20 protein-coding genes and 1 pseudogene are annotated in these 23,814 nt (G+C 35.1%); 11 read left to right on the forward strand and 10 right to left on the reverse strand.

The window, feature by feature from the left end:
- Positions 1 to 24 precede the first annotated feature (24 nt).
- A complete protein-coding gene (locus NST49_RS06450) occupies positions 25 to 1,680 on the forward strand; it encodes a hypothetical protein (RefSeq protein ID WP_341047610.1) in 1,656 nt (551 codons plus the stop codon).
- A 56-nt stretch (positions 1,681 to 1,736) separates the two neighbouring features.
- Here the strand turns inward: NST49_RS06450 and NST49_RS06455 are convergent, their stop codons facing one another.
- The 5 genes from NST49_RS06455 to NST49_RS06475 form a co-directional block, all read right to left on the reverse strand.
- Positions 1,737 to 2,357, reverse strand: coding sequence for a flavin reductase family protein (locus tag NST49_RS06455; protein ID WP_023178667.1), 621 nt, complete (start codon positions 2,355 to 2,357; stop codon positions 1,737 to 1,739).
- A gap of 180 nt (positions 2,358 to 2,537) precedes the next feature.
- Positions 2,538 to 2,807: a hypothetical protein gene (locus NST49_RS06460; RefSeq protein WP_341047612.1), complete on the reverse strand. Its 270-nt coding sequence runs from the start codon at positions 2,805 to 2,807 to the stop codon at positions 2,538 to 2,540.
- An 82-nt stretch (positions 2,808 to 2,889) separates the two neighbouring features.
- Positions 2,890 to 3,795 (reverse strand): VOC family protein, encoded by a 906-nt coding sequence (locus NST49_RS06465; protein ID WP_034537210.1) that lies wholly within the window; start codon positions 3,793 to 3,795, stop codon positions 2,890 to 2,892.
- A gap of 147 nt (positions 3,796 to 3,942) precedes the next feature.
- Positions 3,943 to 5,001 carry a lactonase family protein gene (locus NST49_RS06470; protein WP_301425897.1) on the reverse strand — a complete coding sequence of 353 codons (1,059 nt, stop codon included), beginning with the start codon at positions 4,999 to 5,001 and terminating at the stop codon, positions 3,943 to 3,945.
- 142 nt (positions 5,002 to 5,143) lie between these two features.
- Positions 5,144 to 7,249: a CDP-glycerol glycerophosphotransferase family protein gene (locus tag NST49_RS06475; RefSeq protein ID WP_301425898.1), complete on the reverse strand. Its 2,106-nt coding sequence runs from the start codon at positions 7,247 to 7,249 to the stop codon at positions 5,144 to 5,146.
- Between the two features lie 201 nt (positions 7,250 to 7,450).
- Between NST49_RS06475 and NST49_RS06480 the strand changes: the two genes are divergently transcribed.
- The 3 genes from NST49_RS06480 to NST49_RS06490 all read left to right on the forward strand — a co-directional run bounded on the left by NST49_RS06480 (position 7,451) and on the right by NST49_RS06490 (position 9,724).
- Complete coding sequence (locus tag NST49_RS06480; protein WP_023178657.1) at positions 7,451 to 7,819, forward strand: PTS glucitol/sorbitol transporter subunit IIA; 369 nt, start codon at positions 7,451 to 7,453, stop codon at positions 7,817 to 7,819.
- A gap of 28 nt (positions 7,820 to 7,847) precedes the next feature.
- Positions 7,848 to 9,053, forward strand: a complete 1,206-nt coding sequence (locus NST49_RS06485; RefSeq protein WP_023178656.1) for an AI-2E family transporter — start codon at positions 7,848 to 7,850, stop codon at positions 9,051 to 9,053.
- Between the two features lie 158 nt (positions 9,054 to 9,211).
- Positions 9,212 to 9,724, forward strand: coding sequence for a hypothetical protein (locus tag NST49_RS06490; RefSeq protein ID WP_051932665.1), 513 nt, complete (start codon positions 9,212 to 9,214; stop codon positions 9,722 to 9,724).
- 256 nt (positions 9,725 to 9,980) lie between these two features.
- Here the strand turns inward: NST49_RS06490 and NST49_RS06495 are convergent, their stop codons facing one another.
- The 3 genes from NST49_RS06495 to NST49_RS06505 all read right to left on the reverse strand — a co-directional run bounded on the left by NST49_RS06495 (position 9,981) and on the right by NST49_RS06505 (position 11,993).
- Positions 9,981 to 10,865 carry an amidohydrolase gene (locus NST49_RS06495; RefSeq protein ID WP_341047619.1) on the reverse strand — a complete coding sequence of 295 codons (885 nt, stop codon included), beginning with the start codon at positions 10,863 to 10,865 and terminating at the stop codon, positions 9,981 to 9,983.
- Complete coding sequence (locus NST49_RS06500; protein ID WP_341047621.1) at positions 10,846 to 11,166, reverse strand: hypothetical protein; 321 nt, start codon at positions 11,164 to 11,166, stop codon at positions 10,846 to 10,848. The genes NST49_RS06495 and NST49_RS06500 overlap by 20 nt, the downstream gene beginning before the upstream one ends.
- 203 nt (positions 11,167 to 11,369) lie before the next feature.
- Positions 11,370 to 11,993 carry an NAD(P)H-dependent oxidoreductase gene (locus tag NST49_RS06505; protein WP_034537203.1) on the reverse strand — a complete coding sequence of 208 codons (624 nt, stop codon included), beginning with the start codon at positions 11,991 to 11,993 and terminating at the stop codon, positions 11,370 to 11,372.
- 255 nt (positions 11,994 to 12,248) lie between these two features.
- Here NST49_RS06505 and NST49_RS06510 point away from each other — a divergent pair, with 255 nt between their 5' ends.
- The 6 genes and pseudogenes from NST49_RS06510 to manA all read left to right on the forward strand — a co-directional run bounded on the left by NST49_RS06510 (position 12,249) and on the right by manA (position 19,965).
- A complete protein-coding gene (locus tag NST49_RS06510; protein ID WP_341047623.1) occupies positions 12,249 to 13,970 on the forward strand; it encodes an ABC transporter ATP-binding protein in 1,722 nt (573 codons plus the stop codon).
- Positions 13,970 to 15,829, forward strand: a complete 1,860-nt coding sequence (locus NST49_RS06515) for an ABC transporter ATP-binding protein (protein ID WP_341047625.1) — start codon at positions 13,970 to 13,972, stop codon at positions 15,827 to 15,829. The genes NST49_RS06510 and NST49_RS06515 overlap by 1 nt, the downstream gene beginning before the upstream one ends.
- Before the next feature lie 107 nt (positions 15,830 to 15,936).
- A complete protein-coding gene (locus NST49_RS06520) occupies positions 15,937 to 16,551 on the forward strand; it encodes an MBL fold metallo-hydrolase (protein WP_251165504.1) in 615 nt (204 codons plus the stop codon).
- Positions 16,552 to 16,940: 389 nt separating this feature from the next.
- Positions 16,941 to 17,808: pseudogene (locus tag NST49_RS06530) on the forward strand (VOC family protein).
- Positions 17,809 to 17,972: 164 nt separating this feature from the next.
- Positions 17,973 to 18,992, forward strand: coding sequence for a serine hydrolase domain-containing protein (locus tag NST49_RS06535; protein ID WP_301425903.1), 1,020 nt, complete (start codon positions 17,973 to 17,975; stop codon positions 18,990 to 18,992).
- A gap of 28 nt (positions 18,993 to 19,020) precedes the next feature.
- On the forward strand, positions 19,021 to 19,965 hold the full coding sequence (manA, locus tag NST49_RS06540; RefSeq protein ID WP_301425939.1) for a mannose-6-phosphate isomerase, class I: 945 nt from the start codon (positions 19,021 to 19,023) through the stop codon (positions 19,963 to 19,965).
- Between the two features lie 974 nt (positions 19,966 to 20,939).
- Here manA and NST49_RS06545 read toward each other — a convergent pair.
- Positions 20,940 to 21,617 carry a type 1 glutamine amidotransferase gene (locus NST49_RS06545; protein ID WP_251165502.1) on the reverse strand — a complete coding sequence of 226 codons (678 nt, stop codon included), beginning with the start codon at positions 21,615 to 21,617 and terminating at the stop codon, positions 20,940 to 20,942.
- Position 21,618: 1 nt separating this feature from the next.
- Positions 21,619 to 22,968 (reverse strand): Mur ligase family protein, encoded by a 1,350-nt coding sequence (locus NST49_RS06550; RefSeq protein ID WP_043945393.1) that lies wholly within the window; start codon positions 22,966 to 22,968, stop codon positions 21,619 to 21,621.
- 237 nt (positions 22,969 to 23,205) lie between these two features.
- Here NST49_RS06550 and NST49_RS06555 point away from each other — a divergent pair, with 237 nt between their 5' ends.
- Positions 23,206 to 23,787: a thymidine kinase gene (locus NST49_RS06555; protein ID WP_023178642.1), complete on the forward strand. Its 582-nt coding sequence runs from the start codon at positions 23,206 to 23,208 to the stop codon at positions 23,785 to 23,787.
- The last annotated feature ends 27 nt before the right edge of the window (positions 23,788 to 23,814 follow it).

Below are 23,814 nucleotides of genomic sequence, written 5' to 3' on the forward strand. Positions count from 1 at the left end.
AAAAAGAGGAGCACACGTTAAGTTATGAATACTATGGATGTAAAAACAAAACGAAAAAATTTATGTTGGCTTCTTACGAAGAATAGATTAATAGAGCAGCTTGGAATCAATGTTTTTCGTTATGAAAAGGATAAACGTAAAAGAAACAGTAAAATTGCACTGACAGTATCTATTGGTATTATTTTGATTATGCTTATTGCGTATTGTGGTGGAATGGCTTACGGATATGTTTACTTAGGAATGATAGATTTGATTCCAAGTATCGCTTTATTCATTAGCAGCCTGTTCACTTTATCGTTTTCATTGTTTAAATCAAATGGAGAACTTTTTGGCTTTTATGATTATGATCAAGTCATGTCTCTGCCGTTGACGGTAAGAACAATTATTAACAGCCGTTTTTTAAATATGTATATTTGGAACACACTTATTGCATTTATTGTGATGTTTCCAATGGGGATCATCTATATTTTGTTTGAACAGCCTGCTTTTATATCTTATCTTATGTGGTTTATTAGCATCTTTTTAGTCAGCTTGATTCCTACAGCTGTTGCGGCTATTTTTGGTGCGATGGTTACAGCAATCTCAGTTAAATTTAAATACACAAGTGCAGTAGCTACATTCCTTTCCATAGCGTTATTAATAGTGTTCATGTTACTTTCCATGAGTGTTGCAACATCGGATATTGGTTTTGGAGAACTTTTTGATTTTCAAACAGGAACGATAAATGCTGACGCATTTTCAACATTAGCTCCTTATATTTCTGATCGATTGAACCAGTTCTATCTACCTACAAAACTTTTCAAGGAAGCAATAGTAGATGGGAAAATCCTTTCTTTTCTGATTTTTGCAGGCATTTCTATAGGTTTATACATGTTGTTGTTATTGCTGTTACCTATAAAGTACAAACAAATCAATACAGCTTTGACTTCACATATAAGCAGGGGAAATTACAAACTTGGAGTGCTGCGACAAAGTGGGATGCTCTTGGCATTGTATAAAAAAACAATTATGCGTATCTTAAAGTCAACAGTATGTGCCACAAATTTGCTGGTTGGTTGTGTTCTTGCAATTTTATTAGCCGTTATGGTCTTAACTGCTGGACCAGAGAAAATACTGCAGAGCCTTGATTTAGTTGACTATTTTCCTATCGTAAAAAATGTTGCCGGTTATGTCATTGCAGCTATGGTTTCTATGTCCAATACGGCTGCTATTTCACTTGCATTAGAAGGAAAAAACATCTGGTTGATTAAATCATTGCCAATTTCTCCAAAAACACTATATGATAGTTATTTGTTATCCAATCTGACTTTTACCATTCCAACATCGATCGTCTGTTCAATATTGTTTAGCATCGCCTTGAATACTAGCTTTATTGAAACGATTTTGATAATAATCACACCACTTATTTTTTCATTATTTACTGCAGTAGCCGGTATTTTTATTGGAAATAGGATGGCCTATTATGACTGGCAGGATGAAACGCAACTTATTAAGCAGAGCATGATGAACCTAATAGGAATGTTAGGAGGCATGATAATCATTCTATTGTTCGGATTAATAGCTAATATAGGTGTCCTTCCATTCGAAATCAAAACTATTACAGTTAGTATAAATCTAGTCATTTTAATTTTTGCAGTCCTATTGTATTTACATGAATGCAATCGTCCAATAAAACAATAAAATCCAAAAAAAAGAGACACTCAAGAATTTTTTCTTCTTGAGTGTCTCTTTTTAGCTTACTTTGGGCGTACAATAGTAAATTCTTCATTTAATGTAGCGTATTGATTACCCGCAAGTCTCGCAACAGGGTTTAATTGGTCATTTAAAATGTATTCTTTTTCTTGATCAAACACTTTCTCGTCAAAAAAGAAATCTGTTACTCGGATGAAAAAGAAATCCGTTACGATTTCCTCATTTTCATTTTTAATCGGTACATATTGATGCAAGACGCCTTCAAAACGTATTTTAGCTTCTACAATAGAAGGAACCTTTACTGTTACACTATCGACTAATGTTAAACCCGTTTGATCAATTTCACTTTCATCTGGGGAAAGGGGGGCAGAAGTTTGATTCATTTCTTCCACCACAGACTGATCAACAATATGGATGACAGCTTCTTTTTGATCAATGATATTGCGAGCGGTATCTTTTATTGCGCCATCTTTTCTTAAAATAGCAACAGTCAGCAAAGGCAATTCATTTGAAGCAGCGCTAAAAAAGCTGAAAGGAGCTGCATTTACTACAGATCCGTCTTTTGATAATGAGGTGACCCAAGCAATCGGACGTGGGATTACACTGCCGCTTACAAATTTATATTGTTGTTTTTTAGATAATTGTTCTGCTTTATAATGAATCATTATGTGCCACTTCCTAATTAGTTAATGTACACAAGATACAGTAAAGTACCTCATGCTTTTGTTCATTTAAGTATTCTTTTTCGAATACTTTTGTGCTGCGAATTGTATCAATTGGTCGAACAAGTTTTTCAATTTTTTCACGTCGGTCTCTAGATTTAGGAGGCAAAGCTAATGTCTCTCCTAACGTCTCATAACTTTCTTCATCATCAATAAAACCAGGACCATCTGTTGCGAAATCAAATAAAATACCTGGTGAAATACGAGCATATAGCGATTCAAAATAAAAAAGATCAACATATCCTGAGATTGGGTATCAGGAAGGAGTTCATTGTGTTCAACGATTACTTGTGCGCCAATTCCACCTTCACCGACTTCGAACAGGTGGAATTGATTTTCTTTCTTTATTTCTTTAAATTTAAATAAGAGAACTTTTTCCAATAATTCTTTCATAAAATCAAAGTTTTTAACACGCAAAAAGATAGGATCTAAACCTGTAATGGCTGTAATATGGTGAATTCTTTTTAATTCGTTCCTATTGAAAATCCTCCAATTGAGCTTCGATTACGGCTCTTTTATTCTCTAAAAAAATAGGTAGTGCAAGTTTATTTCCCAATGCTTCAATGGGTTCGTCCAAGGTAAAACCAGGAGTCTCAGTGGCTATCTCAATGCGTAACCCATTTGGCTCTTTTACATACAAGCTTTTAAAATAACCACGTTCAATATATTGTTCAATGACGATGTGGTGATGTACTGCTTTTTGATACAATTCCTCAAGTTCTTTAGCGGAAGAGACTGTGTAAGCAATATGATCTATGGAGCCTCTTCCCATGCGAGATAATGATGATTTCTTGTTAGAACCAACAAATGTAAGTGCACTTTGTTGTGTATCTTTTAACTGAGAATGCTGATTAGTAGGGGTTAGACCTAAAAACGTTTTAAGGAAAGAGAGAGTTTCATCCGGACGTTTAACGGTAAGTTCGGCTTCAAAAATACCAATAATTTGATTAGATTGTGGAATGTCAGAATGCTTAGTCGCATTTTCAGTAAGAATAATGTCATCTACTTCAATTAATGAAAGTTCCATCTGATCAGGATCTTTAAAAAATAAACGTTGGTTTTCTAAATCTACATGACTCTCGATTGAAAAATGAGCTAAACGAGTTTTCCAATAAGAGAGTGTACCTTTTGGAATCTTTAAGGTTATAGTAGAGAAATAGTTGGTTTCATTATAAGAACGACCAGCTCTTTTTAGCTCAAAAAAGGTTAATAACGTACCAGGGTTGCCTTGGTAGTCTCCATAAAATAAATGGCGAATAGATGTATTTTCTTGATTGACCGTGCTTTTTACAAATCGTAAACCGAGCACAACGGTATAAAAATAGTGATTGGTTTTAGCAGATTTAGTGAAAGCAGAAATATGGTGAAGACCTTTTATCACTTGTTTCATCTCCTTTCAACAAAGTAACTATACCATATCTAAAATAAGCTTACAATAAATAAGTTTAATTAGAGATAAATTAAATAGAGGTAAAATAAAAACCTAGTTGGAAACCGTTATCGGCTTCCAACTAGGTTTTTAAGTTTCTTATTCAAATGCGACGCAAACACATTCTGGAGCATAAACATCTTTTTGTAGCAGAGATAACAGTCCTGTTTCAGCATCTCTTTCAAATAGCGTTAGTTTATCTGAATTTTGATGTCCGACTACTACAAATTGTTCAGTTGGATCTAGTGCAAAGTCACGAGGAGTATCTCCTTCAGATGAAATCAACTGAATTCGTTCAATTGTATCTCCAGTTTCATTTATAGAGTAAACTGCAATTGAGTTGTGGCCACGATTTGAAGAGTATAAAAAGCGTCCATCTTCAGTCACACGTACAGCTGATCCGCTGTTAAATGTTGTATGAGATTCTGGAATAGAAGAAACAGTTTGAACCGTTTCAAATGAACCATCTGTCGCATTGTAAGCTAAGACAACAATTTCACTAGTTAGTTCTCCTACAAGGTAAGCAAATTTACCATTTGGATGAAAAACTAAGTGGCGAGGGCCAGTACCTGGATTTGCTTTATAAGTCTGAACTAGATTTAGTTTGCCTTCTTCAGAAACTTGGTAAGTAAAAACATTATCTGTTCCTAGATCACAAGCCACCACATACTTTTTATCCGGAGTAAGATCTAAGTAATGAGCATGAGCTTTTTCTTGATTTTCATGAACGCTTGAGCCTTCATGTTGTTTGACATCAGTTAACGTCAATGAGCCTTTATTGTTTGTTTTATATACAGAAACAAATCCATCATGGTAACTTGTTGTATAAACAAGCGAACGATCCGCATCATAAGCAACGTAACAAGGCGGAGCAGCATTTTCTTCAATTAATTCACTCGTTTTTTCAAAAAAAGTAGTCGTATTTTCATATGTTGTAGCAGGTTTTTTCTTGAAAGCAGCGATTCCGCCACCTTGATCTGTTTTACTAACAGAATAGATGATATCTTTTCCATTTGATAAAGTTAAATAAGTTGGATTGCCTACCTTGGCTACAAGTTTAGCTTCCTCTAAGCGTTTCGTTTCAGTGTTTAATGCGATTTCATAAATACCTTCACTATTTCCTTTAGTATACGTTCCTAGATAGATGGTTTCTTTCATTGTAAAGCCTCCTTGGTTTTATGTAACAGTTTTCAATTTCAAGTATAGCACTAGCTGATTAAAGATTTAAAGTAAAAAGACACTTTTTTTACAAAAAGTGTCTTTTTAAACTTAATGGACGAACGATACAATTGTTAGTTGGTTAGTGAAGTAGGGCAGAAATAGCTTCGTAGATACGTTGAGCGGATTGTGTATCATGATAATAAAGCAAGGCATCTACTTTTTGTTGATTCTTACGAGTAACTTGAAATTGGTTTTGGCCGATTTGATCCAATAGATGAATGAGGCTTTCTTCTGATGTTGTAATTTCACCAGGCAACTCATTTAAGTACGTACAGCTGGAATCAAATGGTTCTTCTGAAGAGTGTGTTTTGATATCCGGTTGATAAAATAAAACCGGTTTTAAAAGAAAGCTAAAATCAAAAGCAATAGGATCGGCATCCGTTATGAATAGTTTGCTATCTTTGATTAATTGCTGAACATCTTCTTGACTTTGTAGCACAACCGTACAATTATTTTCTGTAAATGCTGATAAATAATGCAGCATCGAGGGAGGAAGAGCTACTACGACATCAAGATGGTAATGGTCAACGAAATCTAGGAAAGCTGGATTTTTTAATAAAGAAAGGAAACACAATGCCATATGGGTAATGACGTCAGATTGATAGTGCAAACCAGATTCTTGATTCATCGGAAATAAAAGAATTTGTTGTTTTGTTGCTGAACTTGTTTCTACAGTTAATAACTTATCAAAACGCGGTAAACCGGTAAGTGAAATTTTTTCTTCAGGGAAGTTGAATGTTTCAATAGCGTATCTTTTTTCAGTTTTAGAACTTACCAAAATTAAATCTGCTTTAAAGCGTTTGGTATTGTATTCAAAAGTTGATTTTGCATTGTGTAAGCCGAGTACATTCTTTGGCAAAAGAACCTTTTTAGCACTTAACACATCTAACCATAACGGATTGCGTGTTGGCAAAATAGCATAAGGTTCTTCAGTAGTCACCAGCAATTGAGCCATTGCTAAAGTCCAAATATATTTTTTTGATTTATAGATCAAAAGATGATCTTCACCTAATTCTGCTGCTTTAGCATAATCTGGAGAATGGCTATCGATCACATAGTAAACCTCTTTTTCGGGGTAATTCTGTCTCATATAACGATAAAAATTCCATCCATTATTTCTAGCTTCCATGGGTGTTTCCCCAATGATCCAAATGCTTCGATTACTGTAAAATGGGCGCAAAACTGGGATAAATGGAAGGAGTTCTTTCATGTATTCAAATGATTCCTTTTGAAAGTTCGTTACTGAAAGAATAAAATTATTTGATTGACCAGTGAAATTAGGAGCTAACACCATAGTTTTCTTTCCATAACTATGTGAAAAATAAGTGTAATTTTTTTTCGCATTGGCATCACTAGGATTGGAAACACGGATAACAGTCGGTTCAAAAAGTCCATTTAAGTATAATTCAAAGTATAAATCAAAATCTTCATCGCCGGTTTTGTTCAGAAAGAACTCATGTGCACAATCAGCTAAGTCTAAGTTGATCTGATAGTTGTAAGAATAAAGATGTGTGATGTCTTCTGACTGAATCAGCTGATGGTCTGAATGGATTGTTTGACGATGGCCAAATTTTCTTCCTACCAAAATTGTATCGATTCGATTAATTGGATTTGCTTTCGTCATAATTGTGCCAGTAAGTGTTAAAGTATCTTTTTTTAATTGTACAGAATCTATAGTTGACTGTTTGATATAACGCACACTTCGTACTGGAATGTTGATCGTAAAGCAAAAGCCTTGGGTTTTTCGGCTAAAGTAAGGGTAAAGACGGTGGCCGCTATCTTGAACTTCAGTCAGACCATAGGATTCATAATGATCAAAGCGATTAAGAGATAGAGGTTCATCTTTAAAAATTGAGTGACCATCTATTGTATAACGAATAGTAAAATAAAATTCAAAATGTTCTTTTGGATCTACAGGTGCGTATTGCTTAATAAAGGAACGGATATTAACTGAGAAAGAGTGGGCCCCATTAGCGAACTGTGCTTTAAAAGGATATTTTTCTCCTGTTTCTCTATGTAAAATAAAAAACTCTATTAATTCAGCTGAAAGTTCATTTGTTAATGTGACAGTAGTTAGTAAATCATCGTCTTGTTTTTTTAAAACAAATGAGGGATGATGAATCTCTTTGATTTGTTTTTCTGCTTGTTCTATTTTTAAGTTCTGCTCATTAGTAGTAGAATTCATAAAATCCACCTCCATTATTGGGTAGTTTATCTCAATTTATCATACCAGTCTCTCCAACAGGTAGCAAACACTAAAAAGGAATTTTTAAAGCAATGAGTAACTTTTTTTGTTTTTAGCATCTTACTGGAATGGATTAGCTTTTATTAACCTTTAAAAGCAAGAATATGGTAAAATAAAAAAGAATAAAGGAATGAGAAAGGAATGGATAATATGTTAGTTGGAACAGTAACGGCAATTGGAGAAAATGCTATCAGCAAAAAAGATCCTATGATAATTTTATTTGGAGAGCAAGCTACAGATGATATTCGTACCGTAGCTATTATTCAGTCTTTCGAAGAAGATAAAGAAACGACTAAATTAAAACCAGGCAGTACAATTTCTTTCGGTGAAAAAAAATACGTTATTGAAACTGTTGGAAGTTTAGCCAATGAAAATTTAAATACTATTGGTCACGTTACCCTTTCTTTTTCAGAAGTTCCAGAAGATGATCGAATCGAGAGCGGCGTTTACTTATCACCTTATGAATTACCAGAAGTATCGATTGGTACCAAAATTACCTATAACAATTAAAAAGACTATATAGATTGGAGCAAAGGTTATGGGGGAAGAAAAACTAAAAGTAAAAACCAGAGAAACAGTTACCTGGTTTTGGAAATGGGTTTTAAATAATAAAGTAGTTTCCATTTTAATTGTTTCACTTTTAATCTTTCTAAATCTATTTTTATTTTCAAAAGTCGCTCATTTATTTTCACCCATCAGAGATTTTATAAGTATTATTGGACTTCCGGTTATTTTAGCAGGAGTACTGTATTACCTTGTTAATCCATTAGTAGATTGGATGGAACGAAAAAAAATTCCTCGGATGCTCGGGATAGCTTGGATTTTTATTATTATCGGTGCACTGATTGTTTGGGGAATTACAACATTGATTCCAATCATTCAAGAACAAACTTTCAGTATTATAAAAAATTGGCCTATTTATTGGGATAATATCGTGACCCAAATAGATAGTTGGTTACGAAGCGATGTGTTATCTGAATTTCAAACACGATTGTCCGATTTCAATACAAATCTATTATCCAATGTATCAGAACAAGCTAATGGGGTTTTGGATTCAACTTTTGAGAGTATCGGAAGTGTCGTTGGAGCAGTAACAAATATAGTGATTGCTATTATCACGATGCCATTTATTCTTTTTTACTTGTTAAAAGATGGCAAGAGTCTACCGTATCATGTAATGAAAGTAATTCCTTCAAAGATGAGGCTAAGTACGTATAACTTGTTAACTGAGATCAATACACAAATCAGTCAATATATACGCGGCCAACTAGTAGTAGCCTTTTTTGTAGGGTTAATGTTTTGGATTGGGTTTGCTATCATTGGTTTAGAATACGCTGTGACTTTAGGTGTATTGGCCGGTTTTTTAAACTTGATTCCTTACCTTGGATCATTTTTAGCAACTATCCCAGCTATTGTCATTGCTTTAGTGGATTCTCCAAGCATGCTGATCAAAGTACTGATCGTATTTGCTATTGAACAAATGATTGAAGGAAGAGTGATCCAACCGCAAATATTGGGAAGCAATCTAGAAATTCATCCGCTTACGATTATCATAGTTTTACTTTCTGCAGGAAAGATTTTTGGGATTCCAGGAGTTATTCTGGGGATTCCAGGGTACGCTGTCTTAAAAGTAATTGTTGTCCATTTCTTTAAATGGTATAAAGATTATACTGGACTTTATGAGAGTGATGAAAATCCAGCTCCTCCACCGGTTATTATTGTAAATAAAAGTAAAAAAAGCTAATCTTGATAAGAAAACTGTTAGCAGCTGAGGTGTTAAACACCTACAGTTAAATGAATTAAACTACCAACTGGCTGGTATGAAGACGGGATTCAACCGGACTCATACCAGCCAGTTTTCTATTTATTTGACCATTAGGATAGAAGGAGAGGGAATGTGAAATGAAAAGGAAATTTTTTCGTGATTTTTTCTTACTAACAATTCTTAGTTGTTTTTTGACAGGATGCTTTTCAACGTCTATCAGTAAAGAAATCTCCAATTCTTTAGCGATTCAATTGCCATCAGAATCAGAAATCAATTACGAAGATGATCATGGAGGTTTTCATGGAGATGGAGTCACTGTTGCTAATGTCCAGTTTGAAGAAGATGAGGCAGAAACTATTTTATCTCAGATTCAGAACAACAAAGATTGGAAACCTACTCCTCTTTCGGAGAATATCGAACTAGAATTTTATGGCGGCGAAAAAAACGATGTTTATTATATATCTGATTTAGCAGAGAAAAATAATATGCCTGAAATTACAGAGGGTTATTGGATATTTATCGACAGATATGATGGTGAAGATCGAATTACTGAAGGCGAAGAGCTATTTTCTGAGTCTGCTAAAAACTATACAGCAGGAATATACGATAGTAAAAATAAAAAGTTATATTATTTTGAGTATGACAGCTAACTGGATGAAAGCAATAAAACCAGTTTTAAACAAAGGGAACTTTTTTCTAATCCTAATTGAGATGTTGCACCTATTGTGAGATTTTCTGTTACATAAAATGAAAAACAACCTTTTTCCTCAATCATGAGGAAAAAAGTTGTTTTTTTTATAGTGTTCATTAAGGTAGAGAATGCGAGTACTAGTCAAAAAAGAACAAAACTGTTTGCTGATTCTATATCATTTTCTTACTAGATACTTGTAGAGCAAGTTGTTGCTTTTAATTGGATTCGGTTCCTAAAAATTCTAAAGCAAATTCAACATGCCAAGCGACGCCTAGCTTTAAGATATCTTCGTCAAGTTCATAGTGATCATCATGAGGAGCATGAATGGTATTTTTTTCTTCATTGTATATCCCAATGATGCCGTAGACACCGGGAGCTTCTTTCAGATAATAAGAGAAATCTTCAGAATTCATTGCTCTTGGGAACTCTGAAACCTTATTTGAACCAAATACTTTCGTGCCAGCATTAGTAGCTATTTTTGCTAAAGCAGCATCATTTTTTGTTGGAGGTGTGCTCGGCTCGATTGTTACATCAACAGTAATTTCATACATGTCTGCAAAAGCCTTAGCATGGCGCTTAATGGCTGCATGAGTAAGATCACGACTCTCTTCATCAAAGTAGCGCATTGAAATGTCCATTGTTGTTTCTTTTGGAACAATATTGGCTTTTTTTCCGCTTGCAAAGCGTCCAACATTTAGAACAACGGGATTTCTGGAATCAACATTTTTAGCAATGATCTCTTGCAAATCAAGTGCAAATTGAGCAGCAGGAGTGAAGGAATCTTTTCCTAATTGTGGAGTTCCGCCGTGGCCTGATTTACCAGTAAAAGTTACATAAACGGTATCACAGCCAGAAAATAAGTCACCAGCTCCTGAATAAAAGGACCCAGTCGGAATAGTGTTGTAATTGTGCATGCCGAATACAGCATCAACTCCGACCATTCCACCATCAGCTACAATTTTTTTAGCTCCTTCAAAGGTTTCCTCTGCTTCTTGGAAGAAGATACGTATTTCTCCATCGAAATTTTCTTTGGATTCATTTAATATTTTTGCTGCTCCCATAGCCATTGTTGTGTGAGCATCATGACCACAAGCATGCATGACACCAGGCACCAGGATTATTGGATTGAAAGTCTAAATTCAAATCTTCATTGATTGGCAATGCATCAATATCGGCACGTAAGGCGACTGTCTTTCCAGGATTTTTCCCTTTGATAGTAGCAATGGTTGAGGTTTTTCCAACTTTTCTATAAGGAATACCATATTCTTCTAATTTAACAATAACTTTATCTTGTGTTTTGAATTCATTCTCACTTAACTCTGGTTCTGAGTGAAGTAATCTGCGAAAAGCAATTAATTCTGTTTCTATTTTTGCGGTTTGTTCTAATGCCGTTTCTTTCATAATCTTTGCCTTCTTTCTTTATTTTAGTTTAATCCCATTTGTCTTCAGTGTATTCCTTTTCAACAGCTGCTTCAAAAGAAAGGCATTAATGAAAAAGAAGTGTTAATTTGTTGTACCAACACCGTTTGCCAATTAACAAAAAAAAGAAAGACCATTATGGCCTTTCTTCTTGTGTATGTTTATAAGAATAAGGATTTAATTTATTAGAATGTTTTTCCTAAAGCAGTAGCTTTTTCTATTCCTTCAGCCATAATATCTGCTGCTTTATCAGGAGCGTAATCCATACCTTCAACAAATAATTCTTGGAAATCAGTAATACCGATGTAATTCAGAATTGTTTTCAAATATTGGTTGGCTGGATCTTTTCCGCCATAAACGCCGCCATTTGCTTGAATATGTAAAACTTTTTTATCGCCAGCTAGCCCTACAGCTTCGCCTTTTTCATTGTATTTAAACGTTTTTCCACCAACAGTGATTGTATCCACCCAAGCCTTTAAACGAGCAGGAACATTTAAATTCCATAAAGGATTTGCTATAACAACTTTATCAGCGTTCAAAAAGCCATCCGTATAACCATTAAACAAGGTGATTTTTTGTTGTTTAACTTCAGATAATTCATCAAATGCTGTGCCACTGCCAAGTTCTGACCAAGCTTGTAATAAGTCACGGTCGATGTCTGGAACAGCTAGATCATATAAATTAATATCTTCAATAGTGTCTTCTGAGTGGCTTTCAATATATGATTTTACGAAAGCATTTGTAACTTGCATTGAACGAGAGATTTCTCCGTCTAATGGATGAGCACGAACCACTAATAATTTTGTCATAAATAAAATCCTTCTTTCGATTTTTTTGAGAGCCTTTTCTTACTGGCCTCTGTAGCAATTTTACTAAAGTTATTCTTAAACAGCAAGAAACAAAACTAGTTAATATAACTTGTGTTAGTAATAAAGGTATCAGAAATTTGAAAAAAAACAGGTGGTCACATATAATTGATAAACGGTTACAAAAGAACCATTTTAATAAATAAAGCGTATTAAATTGAATACAGTATGAGAATAATGACCAAAGGAGGACAACAAATGCTCAAATTAATGAGGAAACTAAATTATTGGGCTGTTTTGGGTGCTGTCATCTTCATGATCATTCAAGTTATTGGCGATTTGTATCTTCCAACGTTAACAGCAGATATTATTGATAATGGAGTAGCCATAGGAAATGTAGAATACATTATTTCTGTAGGAGTAAAGATGCTGGGCTTTTCTTTTCTTAGTATCTTAGCAGCAATTGCAAATGTTTATTTTGCTGCACAGCAATCGCAACAATTAGGCAAAAAATTACGTAGTGAGATTTACCGAAAAGTCACTTATTTTTCAAATGATGAAATAGATAAGCTAGGGACGTCTTCTTTGCTTACCAGAACAACGAATGATGTTGAGCAGATTCAATTGGTCACTATGATGATGTTAAGAATGATGATTATGTCTCCAATCATGCTAATTGGAGCAGGAATACTAGCTTACAATCGCGAGCCGAAACTAGCAGAAATTTTTATTTATGTAATTCCAGCATTGGCTATTTTTATTGGAATTATTATGTATTTTGCTGTGCCTTATTTTAAATCACTGCAAAAGAAAACGGATCGCCTTAATTTGGTTTTTCGCGAAGGACTAACGGGTATTCGTGTGATTCGTGCATTTAATCGAAATGATTCTGAAACAAAACGCTTTGATGAAGCCAATAAAGACTATGCAGATACTTCTATCAAAGCCCAAACGATCATGAGCTTTATGCTGCCAATTATGACATTGATTATCAGTGCCACTAATATATCGATCATTTGGTTTGGTGGACAGTATATTAGTGTCGGAGGTATGGAAGTTGGAAATTTAGTTACCTTCATGACCTATGCTATGCAAATCTTAATGAGTGTCATGATTTTGGCAATGGTATTTGTATTTATTCCTCGTGGTCAAGTTTCCGCAGCACGTATCAATGAAGTTTTAGCTATGGAAACTATCATAAAAGATCCAGAAAATCCACTCAAGATCCAAAAAGAAAATGTCGGTTCATTATCCTTTGAGGACGTTTCTTACCGGTATTCAGGAGCAGAAAAATTAGCATTGGAAGGTATTGATTTTGAAGGAAAAAAAGGTGAAGTGATCGCAATTATTGGAGGAACGGGTTCTGGAAAATCGACCATTGCAAATTTAATTACCCGCTTTTACGATATTGAATCAGGAAGTATCAAGATCAACGGTGTAGATATCCGTGAGATGAAACAAACAGATTTGCGTAGTTTTACAGGTTATGCCCCACAAAAAGCATTATTATTTACAGGCACGATTCGTGAAAATCTAAAGTATGGGAAACCAACTGCAACCGATGAAGAAATCTGGCATGCATTAAAAATTGCTCAAGCAGATGATTTTGTCTCAGCATTGCCAAAAGGTTTAGATGCGGTAGTGGAACAGGGTGGAGGGAACTTCTCTGGTGGACAAAAGCAACGATTAAATATTGCTAGAGCCTTAGTAACAAAGGCAGATATTTTAATTTTTGATGATTCTTTCTCTGCACTTGATTTCAAAACCGATGTTGCTTTAAGAAAAGCCTTGATTCCGGAAACGAGAAATTCAGTAGTGGTCATCATTGCTCAACGCATTAGTTCCGTGATAGAAGCAGACACTATCATTGTTTTAGAAGCGGGAAAAATGGTTGGTAAAGGAACACATAAAGAATTGAAACATACAAATGAAACCTACCAAGAGATCATGAGGTCGCAAATGAAAGAGGAGGAGATGTAATGAGTAAGAATAGTAATGCTTCTACTGAATCTCTTCGCAAAATTAAGCCGAAAAACTTTTGGGGGACATTGAAAAGATTGTTAGGATACATGTCTACTCGGTTAATCGCTATAATTACTGTATTTATTTTAGCAATTATAGCAATCGTATTACAGACACAGACGCCAAAAATTCTAGGAGAAGCAACTACAGAAATCTTTAAAGGTGTAGTAGAAGGCACGAAATCAAAGCAAGCTGGACAACCTGTTGATGTTTTGCCGATCGATTTTGAGTTGATTGCGGGTATATTAGCAACGGTTGCTGTTTTTTATATTCTATCTGCCATTTTCAGATACTTCCAGCAATTTACGATGACTCGTGTAGCGCAACGAACCGTATATGACTTACGAAAAGATTTAAAAGATAAGATGAATCGGGTTCCTATGAATTACTACGATACGCATTCAAACGGAGATATTATGTCTCGTGCAGTAAATGATATGGATCAAATTGCCAATACTTTACAGCAAACACTGACTCAATTTGTAAATAGTGTGGTTACATTTTTTGCTGTCTTATACATGATGCTGACCATTAACAGTACCTTGACATTAGTCACCATGATTACTGTTCCGATAAGCGCGGTAGTCATTGTATTGATTGCTCCACGCTCACAAAAATCATTTGCAGCTCAACAAAAACGTTTAGGTATTTTAAATAATCAAGTTGAAGAAACGTATGCTGGACATATTGTAGTAAAAACTTATAATCACGAAGAAACAGAAATTTTAACATTTGAAGAAAAAAATGATCAACTTTATCAAGCTTCACGAAAAGCTCAGTTTTTATCTGGTCTCATCATGCCCTTGATGGCTTTTATCCGTAACCTAGGGTATCTAGTTGTTGCAGTTGTAGGTGGAATTTTTGTTGCTAATGGTACAGTGACGTTAGGAAATGTACAAGCTATGCTGCAATATTCTAATCAATTCAATCAGCCAATTCGAGAAATGGCTAATTTGATTAATATGATTCAAGCAACGATTGCTTCAGCTGAACGTGTTTTTGAAGTGTTGGATGAAGAAGAAATGACTGATGAACCATCTGCAATTGAACCTATTGTAAATTCACCTTATAAAGTTCAATTTGATCATGTCCAATTTGGTTACGGTGGAGAAGATGCACCTTTACTAATGAAAGATTTTAATTTAAACGTTACGGAAGGCCAAATGGTCGCGATTGTAGGGCCTACTGGTGCCGGGAAATCTACATTGATCAATCTTCTAGAACGTTTTTATGATGTAAGCAGCGGCAGTATCAAAATAGATGGAGTCGATATCCGAGACTATTCAAGAGAAGACGTTCGTTCTCATTTTGCTATGGTTTTACAAGACACATGGTTATTTAATGGAACGATACTTGATAATATTCGTTACGGGAGTGCTGAATATGGTCAAGATGATGAACGTGTTTACAATTCAGCTATAGCCGCTCACGTGGATGACTTTGTACGCAAACTGCCACATGGGTACGAAACGATTCTTAATGAAGAAGCGAGCAACATCTCGTCAGGCCAAAGACAGTTGATTACGATCGCACGTGCTTTCTTGGCTGATCCAGAAATATTGATTCTAGATGAAGCTACTTCAAGTGTAGATACGAGAACAGAAGTACTGATTCAAAAAGCGATGAGAAAATTGTTGAAGGGCAGAACCAGTTTCGTAGTTGCTCACCGTCTGTCCACTATTCGTGATGCTGACAATATTATTGTAATGGATCATGGAGATGTTATTGAGACCGGTACACATGACGAATTGATGGCACAAAATGGATTCTATGCTGATTTATATAATAGTCAGTTTGTTCAGCAAGAAGTAAGTTGAGGTTCTTTTTATCTACGAAGAACCGTTGAAATCGACGTACAATACTTTTCTTTTTAAGAGATTCTGCTAAACTAACACTATAGGTATTAAGAAGAGGAGATCTAAAAATGACCCAAATTAAAAGAATCATTACAGGGACGATTGAAGAAAATTGCTATATTCTTTATCAAGAGAAAAAAGCACTGATCGTTGATCCTGGAGATGAATTTGTTTCTATAAAAAAAGTGTTAGACGAATTGGAAGTTACTCCAGTAGCTATCTTGTTGACACATACCCATTATGATCACATTGGCGCACTGGAAGAAGTAAGAAAAACCTACAGTGTTCCTGTTTATGTTAGTGATCTAGAACAAGCTTGGCTTGCGAATCCGGTCTTGAATCTTTCTATTCATACAGGACATCCATTTACAGCAGAACCTGCTGAATATGAATTTGAATTGTTTAAGACGTATGATATCGAAGGATTTCAGTTTAAAGTAGTATCTACTCCTGGACATTCGCCGGGTGGTGTAAGTTTTATATTTGATGATTTTGTGGTTTCAGGGGATGCTTTATTCAAAGGTAGTGTAGGAAGAACCGATCTAACGGGTAGTGATTCAGAAGCATTGCTAAAAGGGATCAAAGAACAACTCTTTACTCTGTCCGATGACATGCTGGTTTATCCTGGACATGGAGATGGCACAACGATTGGCGATGAAAAAAGAACTAATCCGTTCTTTTAATGAAGAATAATAACATACACACAAAAAGGTTGAGATTTGATCTCAACCTTTTTGTGTGTATAAAAAAACCACCTTAGCAGGGAATGCTAAGGTGGAAAGGGTAAGGTTTCTTTTTACTTTGGAGGAGTAAAAAAGAAAGTATGAAAAAGTTGGTTTGTTGTTTTGGTATAAATATAGTATAGAATCTAAATATGAAAAAAGTGTGACGAAAAAATAGAAAATAAGTGAAATTTTTCTTTTTGGTAGAATATATCCTCTTATTACGATGAGATGAAGAAAGAATTAGGTGAAAGTCTTGTAAAGAGATGGAATTTCCTTTATACTTATTAAAAGTAAGTTAATTGAATGATGAAATTAATTAAATTAGAAACGAAAAGAGGAATAAGAATATGCCGTTATCAGAGAAAACGATTATTGGAAAAGTAGTATTGAATGTTGAAAATATAGATAACATGAAAAATTTCTATACATCCATTATAGGATTAGAGCTAAAAAACGAAACAGAACAAATTGTTCAATTGGGTGCGTTCGATGATGAACAAGTCTTATTGGAATTAAAACCAGTTGTACCATGTTGTACCATTTGGAGAAAAGCCAGCTGCTACTGGGTTATACCATATGGCCTTTTTATTGCCAACTCGTAAAGACCTGGGAGAAATTTTGTATCACCTTTTAGTATCAAAATACCCATTAACTGGTGCAAGTGACCATGGATATAGCGAAGCTCTTTATCTAGACGATCCAGAAGGCAATGGCATTGAAATTTATACAGATAAGCCTAAATCCATGTGGGATATTCGAGAAGATGGACAAATTGCTGGTGTAACAGAACCAATGGATGCAGAAGCTGTGATTGGAGAAGCTAAGCAAGAATTCCAAGGAATGCCTAAAGGAAGCTATATGGGACATGTTCATTTATTCGTTGCAGAATTAGAAGAAACAGAAGCTTTTTACAAAGATATTTTAGGATTTGATTTAAAATTCAAATTCGGTCCTCAAGCAAAATTCTTTGCAGCAGGCGAATACCATCATCAAATTGGAGCGAATGTATGGGCTGGAAGAAATATTCCTGCAGCACAAGAAGGTATAAGAGGGCTAAATTACTTTACGATCCTAGTTTCATCTGCGGATGAATTAGCACAAGTAAAAGAAAAGCTAGATGCAAAAAATTATAGCTATGTATTAGATGAAACAACACAAGCCATTTCGTTGAAAGATACAAATGGCATAGCAATCAAAATTATGGTGGCTTCATAATAAATAATAAGTTAAACCGGCAATGGGTTTGCCGGTTTTTTGTCGTTTATGAGCCGCTAGATAATTGAACTCAGTATAGAAGAAAATGCTTTATTCGATTATAATTAAGAAATAAATATAAAATTGTTTAAAAGAAAAACAGAAAAATTAGAAAGGATAAGAAAATGTATCCCAAAACAAGCATGTTTATTCACCAACTAATAGAAGATAAATTATTGCCAGGCGCAAGTTTTGGTTTTATCAAAAATGATGAACGATTTGACTATCGGGATGGGTTAACTGCAGTTGTGCCTTATGCAGAAACTATCCAAGAGGATCAAATTTATGATATTGCCTCTCTAACTAAAGTTTTCTTAACGACAACGATCATTCTGCAGTTATGGGAGGAAGGAAAGCTAAATCCAAATGACAAAGTTAGCCGTTATTTGCCAGACTTTTCAGCTCAAGAGATAACACTCAAACATCTACTGACACATACTTCTGGAATAGAAGGATATATTCCTAATAGAGATACTTTATCGGCTAGCGAATTGAAACAAGCCATTTTGCATTTGCCTGTTGGAAGTAACTTCGAAAAAGAAGTGCATTACACGGATATTGGTTTTATTTTATTAGGGTTTATCATTGAAACTATTGAAAAAGACAGCTTAGTCAATGTGTTTTCTAAGCGAGTAAGCGGACCGTTAAATTTAATGGATTCCTCTTACCATCCTAGCGACAAACAAAGATGTGCACCAACTGAACTTGATCCAAAAAGAGGATTAATAAAAGGAGAAGTCCATGATCCAAAGGCCAATACGTTAGGTGACCATTGCGGCAGTGCTGGATTATTTTCAACACTAAACGATTGTTTGACCTTTAGTCAAATGATGTTGAATAAAGGGAAATTAAATGGAAAACGTATTCTTAATGAAACAACTGTGCTATCATTATTAAGTGATTGGACTCCTAATGGCTCCTTGAATCGGTCTTTAGGATGGGATATCAAATCAAAAGGCAATAAAGACTATTTGTTTCATACTGGTTTTACAGGAACCTTTATCTTATTGGATATCTTGGAAAAGGAAGCGTTTGTTTTTTTATCTAATCGCGTCCATCCTACCAATGAGAATAAAGCAGAATACCTTGAGCAACGAGATAAACTAGTAGAGTGCTATTTAACGGAAAAAGAAAAACAAAAGTAATGGATAATTTTAGGAGGAATAATAAGTGATGAATGAACCATTGATCTTAGAACCTGTTTTACAAGAAAAAATTTGGGGTGGAAAAAAGCTGAATGAAGTATTTGGTTATGATTTGCCGAGCGACAAAACTGGTGAAGCTTGGGCAATTAGTGCTCATCCCAATGGACCAAGTGTAGTAAAAAATGGAGTCTATAAAGGCCTGACTTTAGCCGAAGTATGGGACCAGCATCGGGAAGTATTCGGAAACGAAGAAGGAGATGTCTTTCCTTTGTTAACAAAAATATTAGACGCTGCTGAAGACTTGTCGGTCCAAGTTCATCCAGATGACCGTTACGGTATGGAACATGAAGGAGAACTAGGCAAAACAGAGTGCTGGTATGTCATTGATGCTGACGAAGGTGCTGAAATCATTTATGGGCATCATGCTCAAACAAAAGAAGAGTTAGAACAAATGATTCTTGATGGGAAATGGGACGATCTATTACGCCGTATCAAAGTGAAAAAAGGCGACTTTTTCTATGTACCAAGTGGAACAATCCATGCAATTGGCGGTGGGATAACGATTCTTGAAACGCAGCAATCGAGTGATACGACATATCGTGTGTATGATTATGATCGAAAAGATGATCAAGGTAATTTAAGAGAATTACACGTTAAACAATCCGTTGATGTGACAACTGTTCCGCATGTTGATGCAACTCCTGAAACAAAAACAACAAAACAAAAAGAAGCTAATGTGACGACATTTATCCAAACAGACTTTTTTGACGTTTATAAATGGGAAGTAAACGGTAAAGCAGACTTCCATGCAACTGCACCATACACTCTTGTAAGCGTTCTGGAAGGAAACGGCAAATTAATTGTCGAAGCAGGAGAGTACTCATTAACAAAAGGTACACACTTGATTTTGCCAAACGACATTAAAGAATGGACTATTGAAGGCAAATTAGAAATCATCGCATCAAATTCATAGGATGCGGAGTTCCCCGGTTAGACACGCAGCGATTTTCAAAAATTGAGAGCAAGAGCATCCCGCGCATTGCGCCAATTATAGAAAATGCCTAGTGTTTGGGGAAAGCAGCTCAACTAAAAATAGGATGTGGAGTTCCCCGGTTAGACACGTAGCGATTTTCAAAAATTGAGAGCAAGAGCATCCCTGCGCATTGCGCCAATTATAGAAAATGCCTAGTGTTTGGGGAAAGCAGCTCAACTAAAAATAGGATGTGGAATTCGACGTCTAGGCTCGGCAGAAAAATAGTTAGTCGCTGTTAGATGTTTCATCTTTACAGTAACTTTAAAAGAGAAGAGAAATTCTAGTAATAGAGCTAGGACATTGATAGTGATTAGCGTTAACCTGGATCGTAAGTATAGTTAGTATTCATTAGAAGCACCTCTTTCAAATGGATTTGTCGATATTTACAGTATAGGAAAAGCGTATTTTTTTGAACGTCCAGCAAAACAAACTTAAAAAGTCCGTAGATTTGCATGGAAACTGCAAATCTACGGGCTTTTAAAATTTTTGGAAGGACATACATATTTCCCAGACTCTTTCTATTTGAATACTCCGCTGTTATTTTATGTCCACTTCATCATTATTCATATAGATATGTGAGAGAACTTAAGTTAATAGAGTTGTACTCTATATTCCAGAGAGAAAAGACAAAGAATAGCGAGTAAGGGCATTCTATAAAACATTTTAGAAAGAAAAAGATTGGAGAATCTGAAGTAGAGACGTTCTATCTAACATTCCAGAGAGAAAAGAGTCGCGGAATCTGAACTAGAGGTGTTCTATCCGACATTCTAGGAAGAAAAGAGCTGCGGAATCTGATCTAGAGGTATCTCATAAGCAACACATAGGCTAAAGGAAATGTTTTATTAACACTAGAAGGTGAATATTAAAAAAAGAAGCAGAAAAAATGATACATCCATTTTTTCTGCTCTTATTGTTTAATCAAATAATTCTTCTGCTTCTTTAGGGAATCGTTTTTTTACTGCTTCTTTCAAAATACGATCAGTTAATGTTGTATTTCTAACTAATAAGGGACCATGGAAGTATGAACAGTAGGTTTGTTTATAGTGAGCACCTTCTGTTTTATCTTCGCCATTATTGCCATAACCCATTTCAACAACACCCAAAGGTTTAACGCCTTCACCAAGAAAAGTACGGCCATTATGGTTTTCAAAACCTTTATAGGTTTCGCCAAACTCATCATTTTTGATAACAATATCACCAATAAAGCGATTGTCATCTTGATTCAAGGTGTAGTGGTTCAAAGCACCGATACCGTTGATTCTATTTCCAGCAGCATCTACGTAATAGTGACCCAATAACTGGAAGCCGCCACAAATGCCGACTGTAACACCATCATTTTCGATGTATTCAGTAATAGCCTCTTTTTTAGCTTGGATATCTTTTGAAACAATCCGTTGTTCAAAGTCTTGTCCACCACCGAAGAAAACCAAATCATATTTATCTGCATCAAAAGGGTCATTTAAACTAACGATTTCAATATTAAAGTTGATACCTCTTTTTTTAGCACGGTGTTTTAACATTAATAAGTTGCCGTTATCCCCATAAGTATTTAATAAATCTCCATAAAGATGACAAACATTTAATTCAATCATATTACATACCTCCCTCAATATAGCCTTGGTTTGCTAACTCTTTGCGCAATTGTAAGACAGCTGTATAAGTAGCTAGGACGTATATTTTTTTTGTTGGAGCATTTTTAAAGTTTTTGATGATTTCAGGTATAGTCGGAATAACTTGAAGCTCTTCTTCTGGAATGCCCGCTACTTCTAAACGTGCTGTAATATCTTCTACACGCTCACCACCAACAGTGACTTGTTTGATATCCATTTCTGTTACGATCTCATAATTGGCATCCCAGATCCAACTGACATCTGTTCCATCTGCATAATTAGCATTTAGAATAGAAACAAGCGAGAAAGGTTCAGGAGTTAGTTTGATCATATCTAAAACTTGATTCAACCCAACAGGATTTTTAACTAAGTTGATCGTAATTTCTTTATCATCGATCTGGATGACTTCTTGACGTCCAAAAACGCGTTTTGATGCAGCAAATCCAGCACGAATTTGATCAGTAGAAACATCCAATATACGGCCAACACTATAAGCAGCTAAAGCATTATAAATATTGTATTGTCCGCCGATTTTAATTTCGAAGTCTTCTCCTTCAATTTCAAAACGAGAAGACTCGTGATCCATGTGCGTTAAGTCTGTTAAGCGATATGTTAGGTCAGGACGTTTAAAATCACAATTCGGACAATAATACTTTCCTAAGTTGCTATAAGTTAAGAATTTATAATGCAAAATATTATTGCAGTGAGGGCATAATACGCCATCCGTATTGTAATGAGCTTTTAATTCTCCATCTGGGAGATGATCAAAACCAAAGTAAACACGTTTATTGACGGTTTCTTTTGAATTGAAAATTGGAGCGTCCCCATTGCTCACAATCAAAGCATCAGGAGCTAACGCTGCACCATTCAGCATCATTTGATAAGTAGTATAAATTTCACCATATCGATCCATTTGATCACGGAAAACATTTGTAAAAACAATGGCTTTCGGTTTGATGTATTTTGTTACATGGATCAAACTAGCTTCATCTACTTCAAGAACAGCAGCTTTTTTCTTATTGTTGTTTGTATAAGAATGGTGTTCAAGAAAAGTTGAGATGATTCCTTGCAGCATATTTGCGCCAGTAGGATTTGTAATGATTTCAGGATATTTTTGTTTTAAAACTTGATAAGTCAAAGCCGTTGTCAATGTTTTACCGTTTGTTCCCGTTACGATAACCACGTCATAATTTCTTGATAAAGTGCCTAATACGGTAGGATCTAATTTTTGTGTCAGTTGACCAGGATAACTACTTCCGCCTTTAAAGAACGTATGAAGCCCCCATTTAGTTGTTTTTCCTACTGCAATGGCAAATGCGCTACGTATACTCAATTGAGTTTCCTCCAATTACTAAAAATACTTTTTTTGCTACTTTGATATTCTAGCACATATTTCTTGTGAAATTGTTAAAATTGCCTAACTTGTTCATTTTTAAAGGCAAATTTAATCTCTTTTCTATCATTCGATGTAAAGAGCATCGTTCATTAATAGGAAGAGAGGCTTCACTTTTACTTTTTTTTAACGTATAATTCATAATGGATTCCTACAAGAGAAATGAGGAAAAACGAGATGGCTCAACTTTTTTTTAAATACGGTGCAATGAACAGTGGAAAGACGATTGAAATTCTAAAAGTAGCATATAATTATGAAGAACAAAACAAACCAGTAGCAATTATGACTAGCGGATTAGATGATCGTGACGAGATTGGTGTGGTATCCAGTCGAATCGGATTGAGACGCGAGGGAATTGCTATATTCGAAGAAACGAATGTTTTTGAAACCATTCAAGCGTTGGACTACGTTCCCGCTTGTGTGTTGATTGATGAATCACAATTTCTAAAGAAAGAACACGTGCTTCAGTTGGCTCATATCGTGGATGAATTAGATATTCCAGTTATGGCATTTGGCTTGAAAAATGATTTTAAAAATGAATTATTTGAAGGATCACAGTATCTGTTACTATACGCGGACAAAATAGAAGAAATGAAAACTATTTGTTGGTATTGCCATAAAAAAGCAACCATGAATATGCGTATGATCGATGGAAAGCCCGTTTATGCAGGAGAACAAATTCAAATAGGGGGAAATGAAAGTTATTTCCCTGTATGTCGTAAACATTACTTCAATCCAATAATAAAGGACGACTTATAGCGTTCTTGGTGTTGTAAAACAAACGAC

It is taken from the genome of Carnobacterium sp. FSL W8-0810, from assembly GCF_038007125.1.
Taxonomy (GTDB): domain Bacteria; phylum Bacillota; class Bacilli; order Lactobacillales; family Carnobacteriaceae; genus Carnobacterium_B; species Carnobacterium_B inhibens.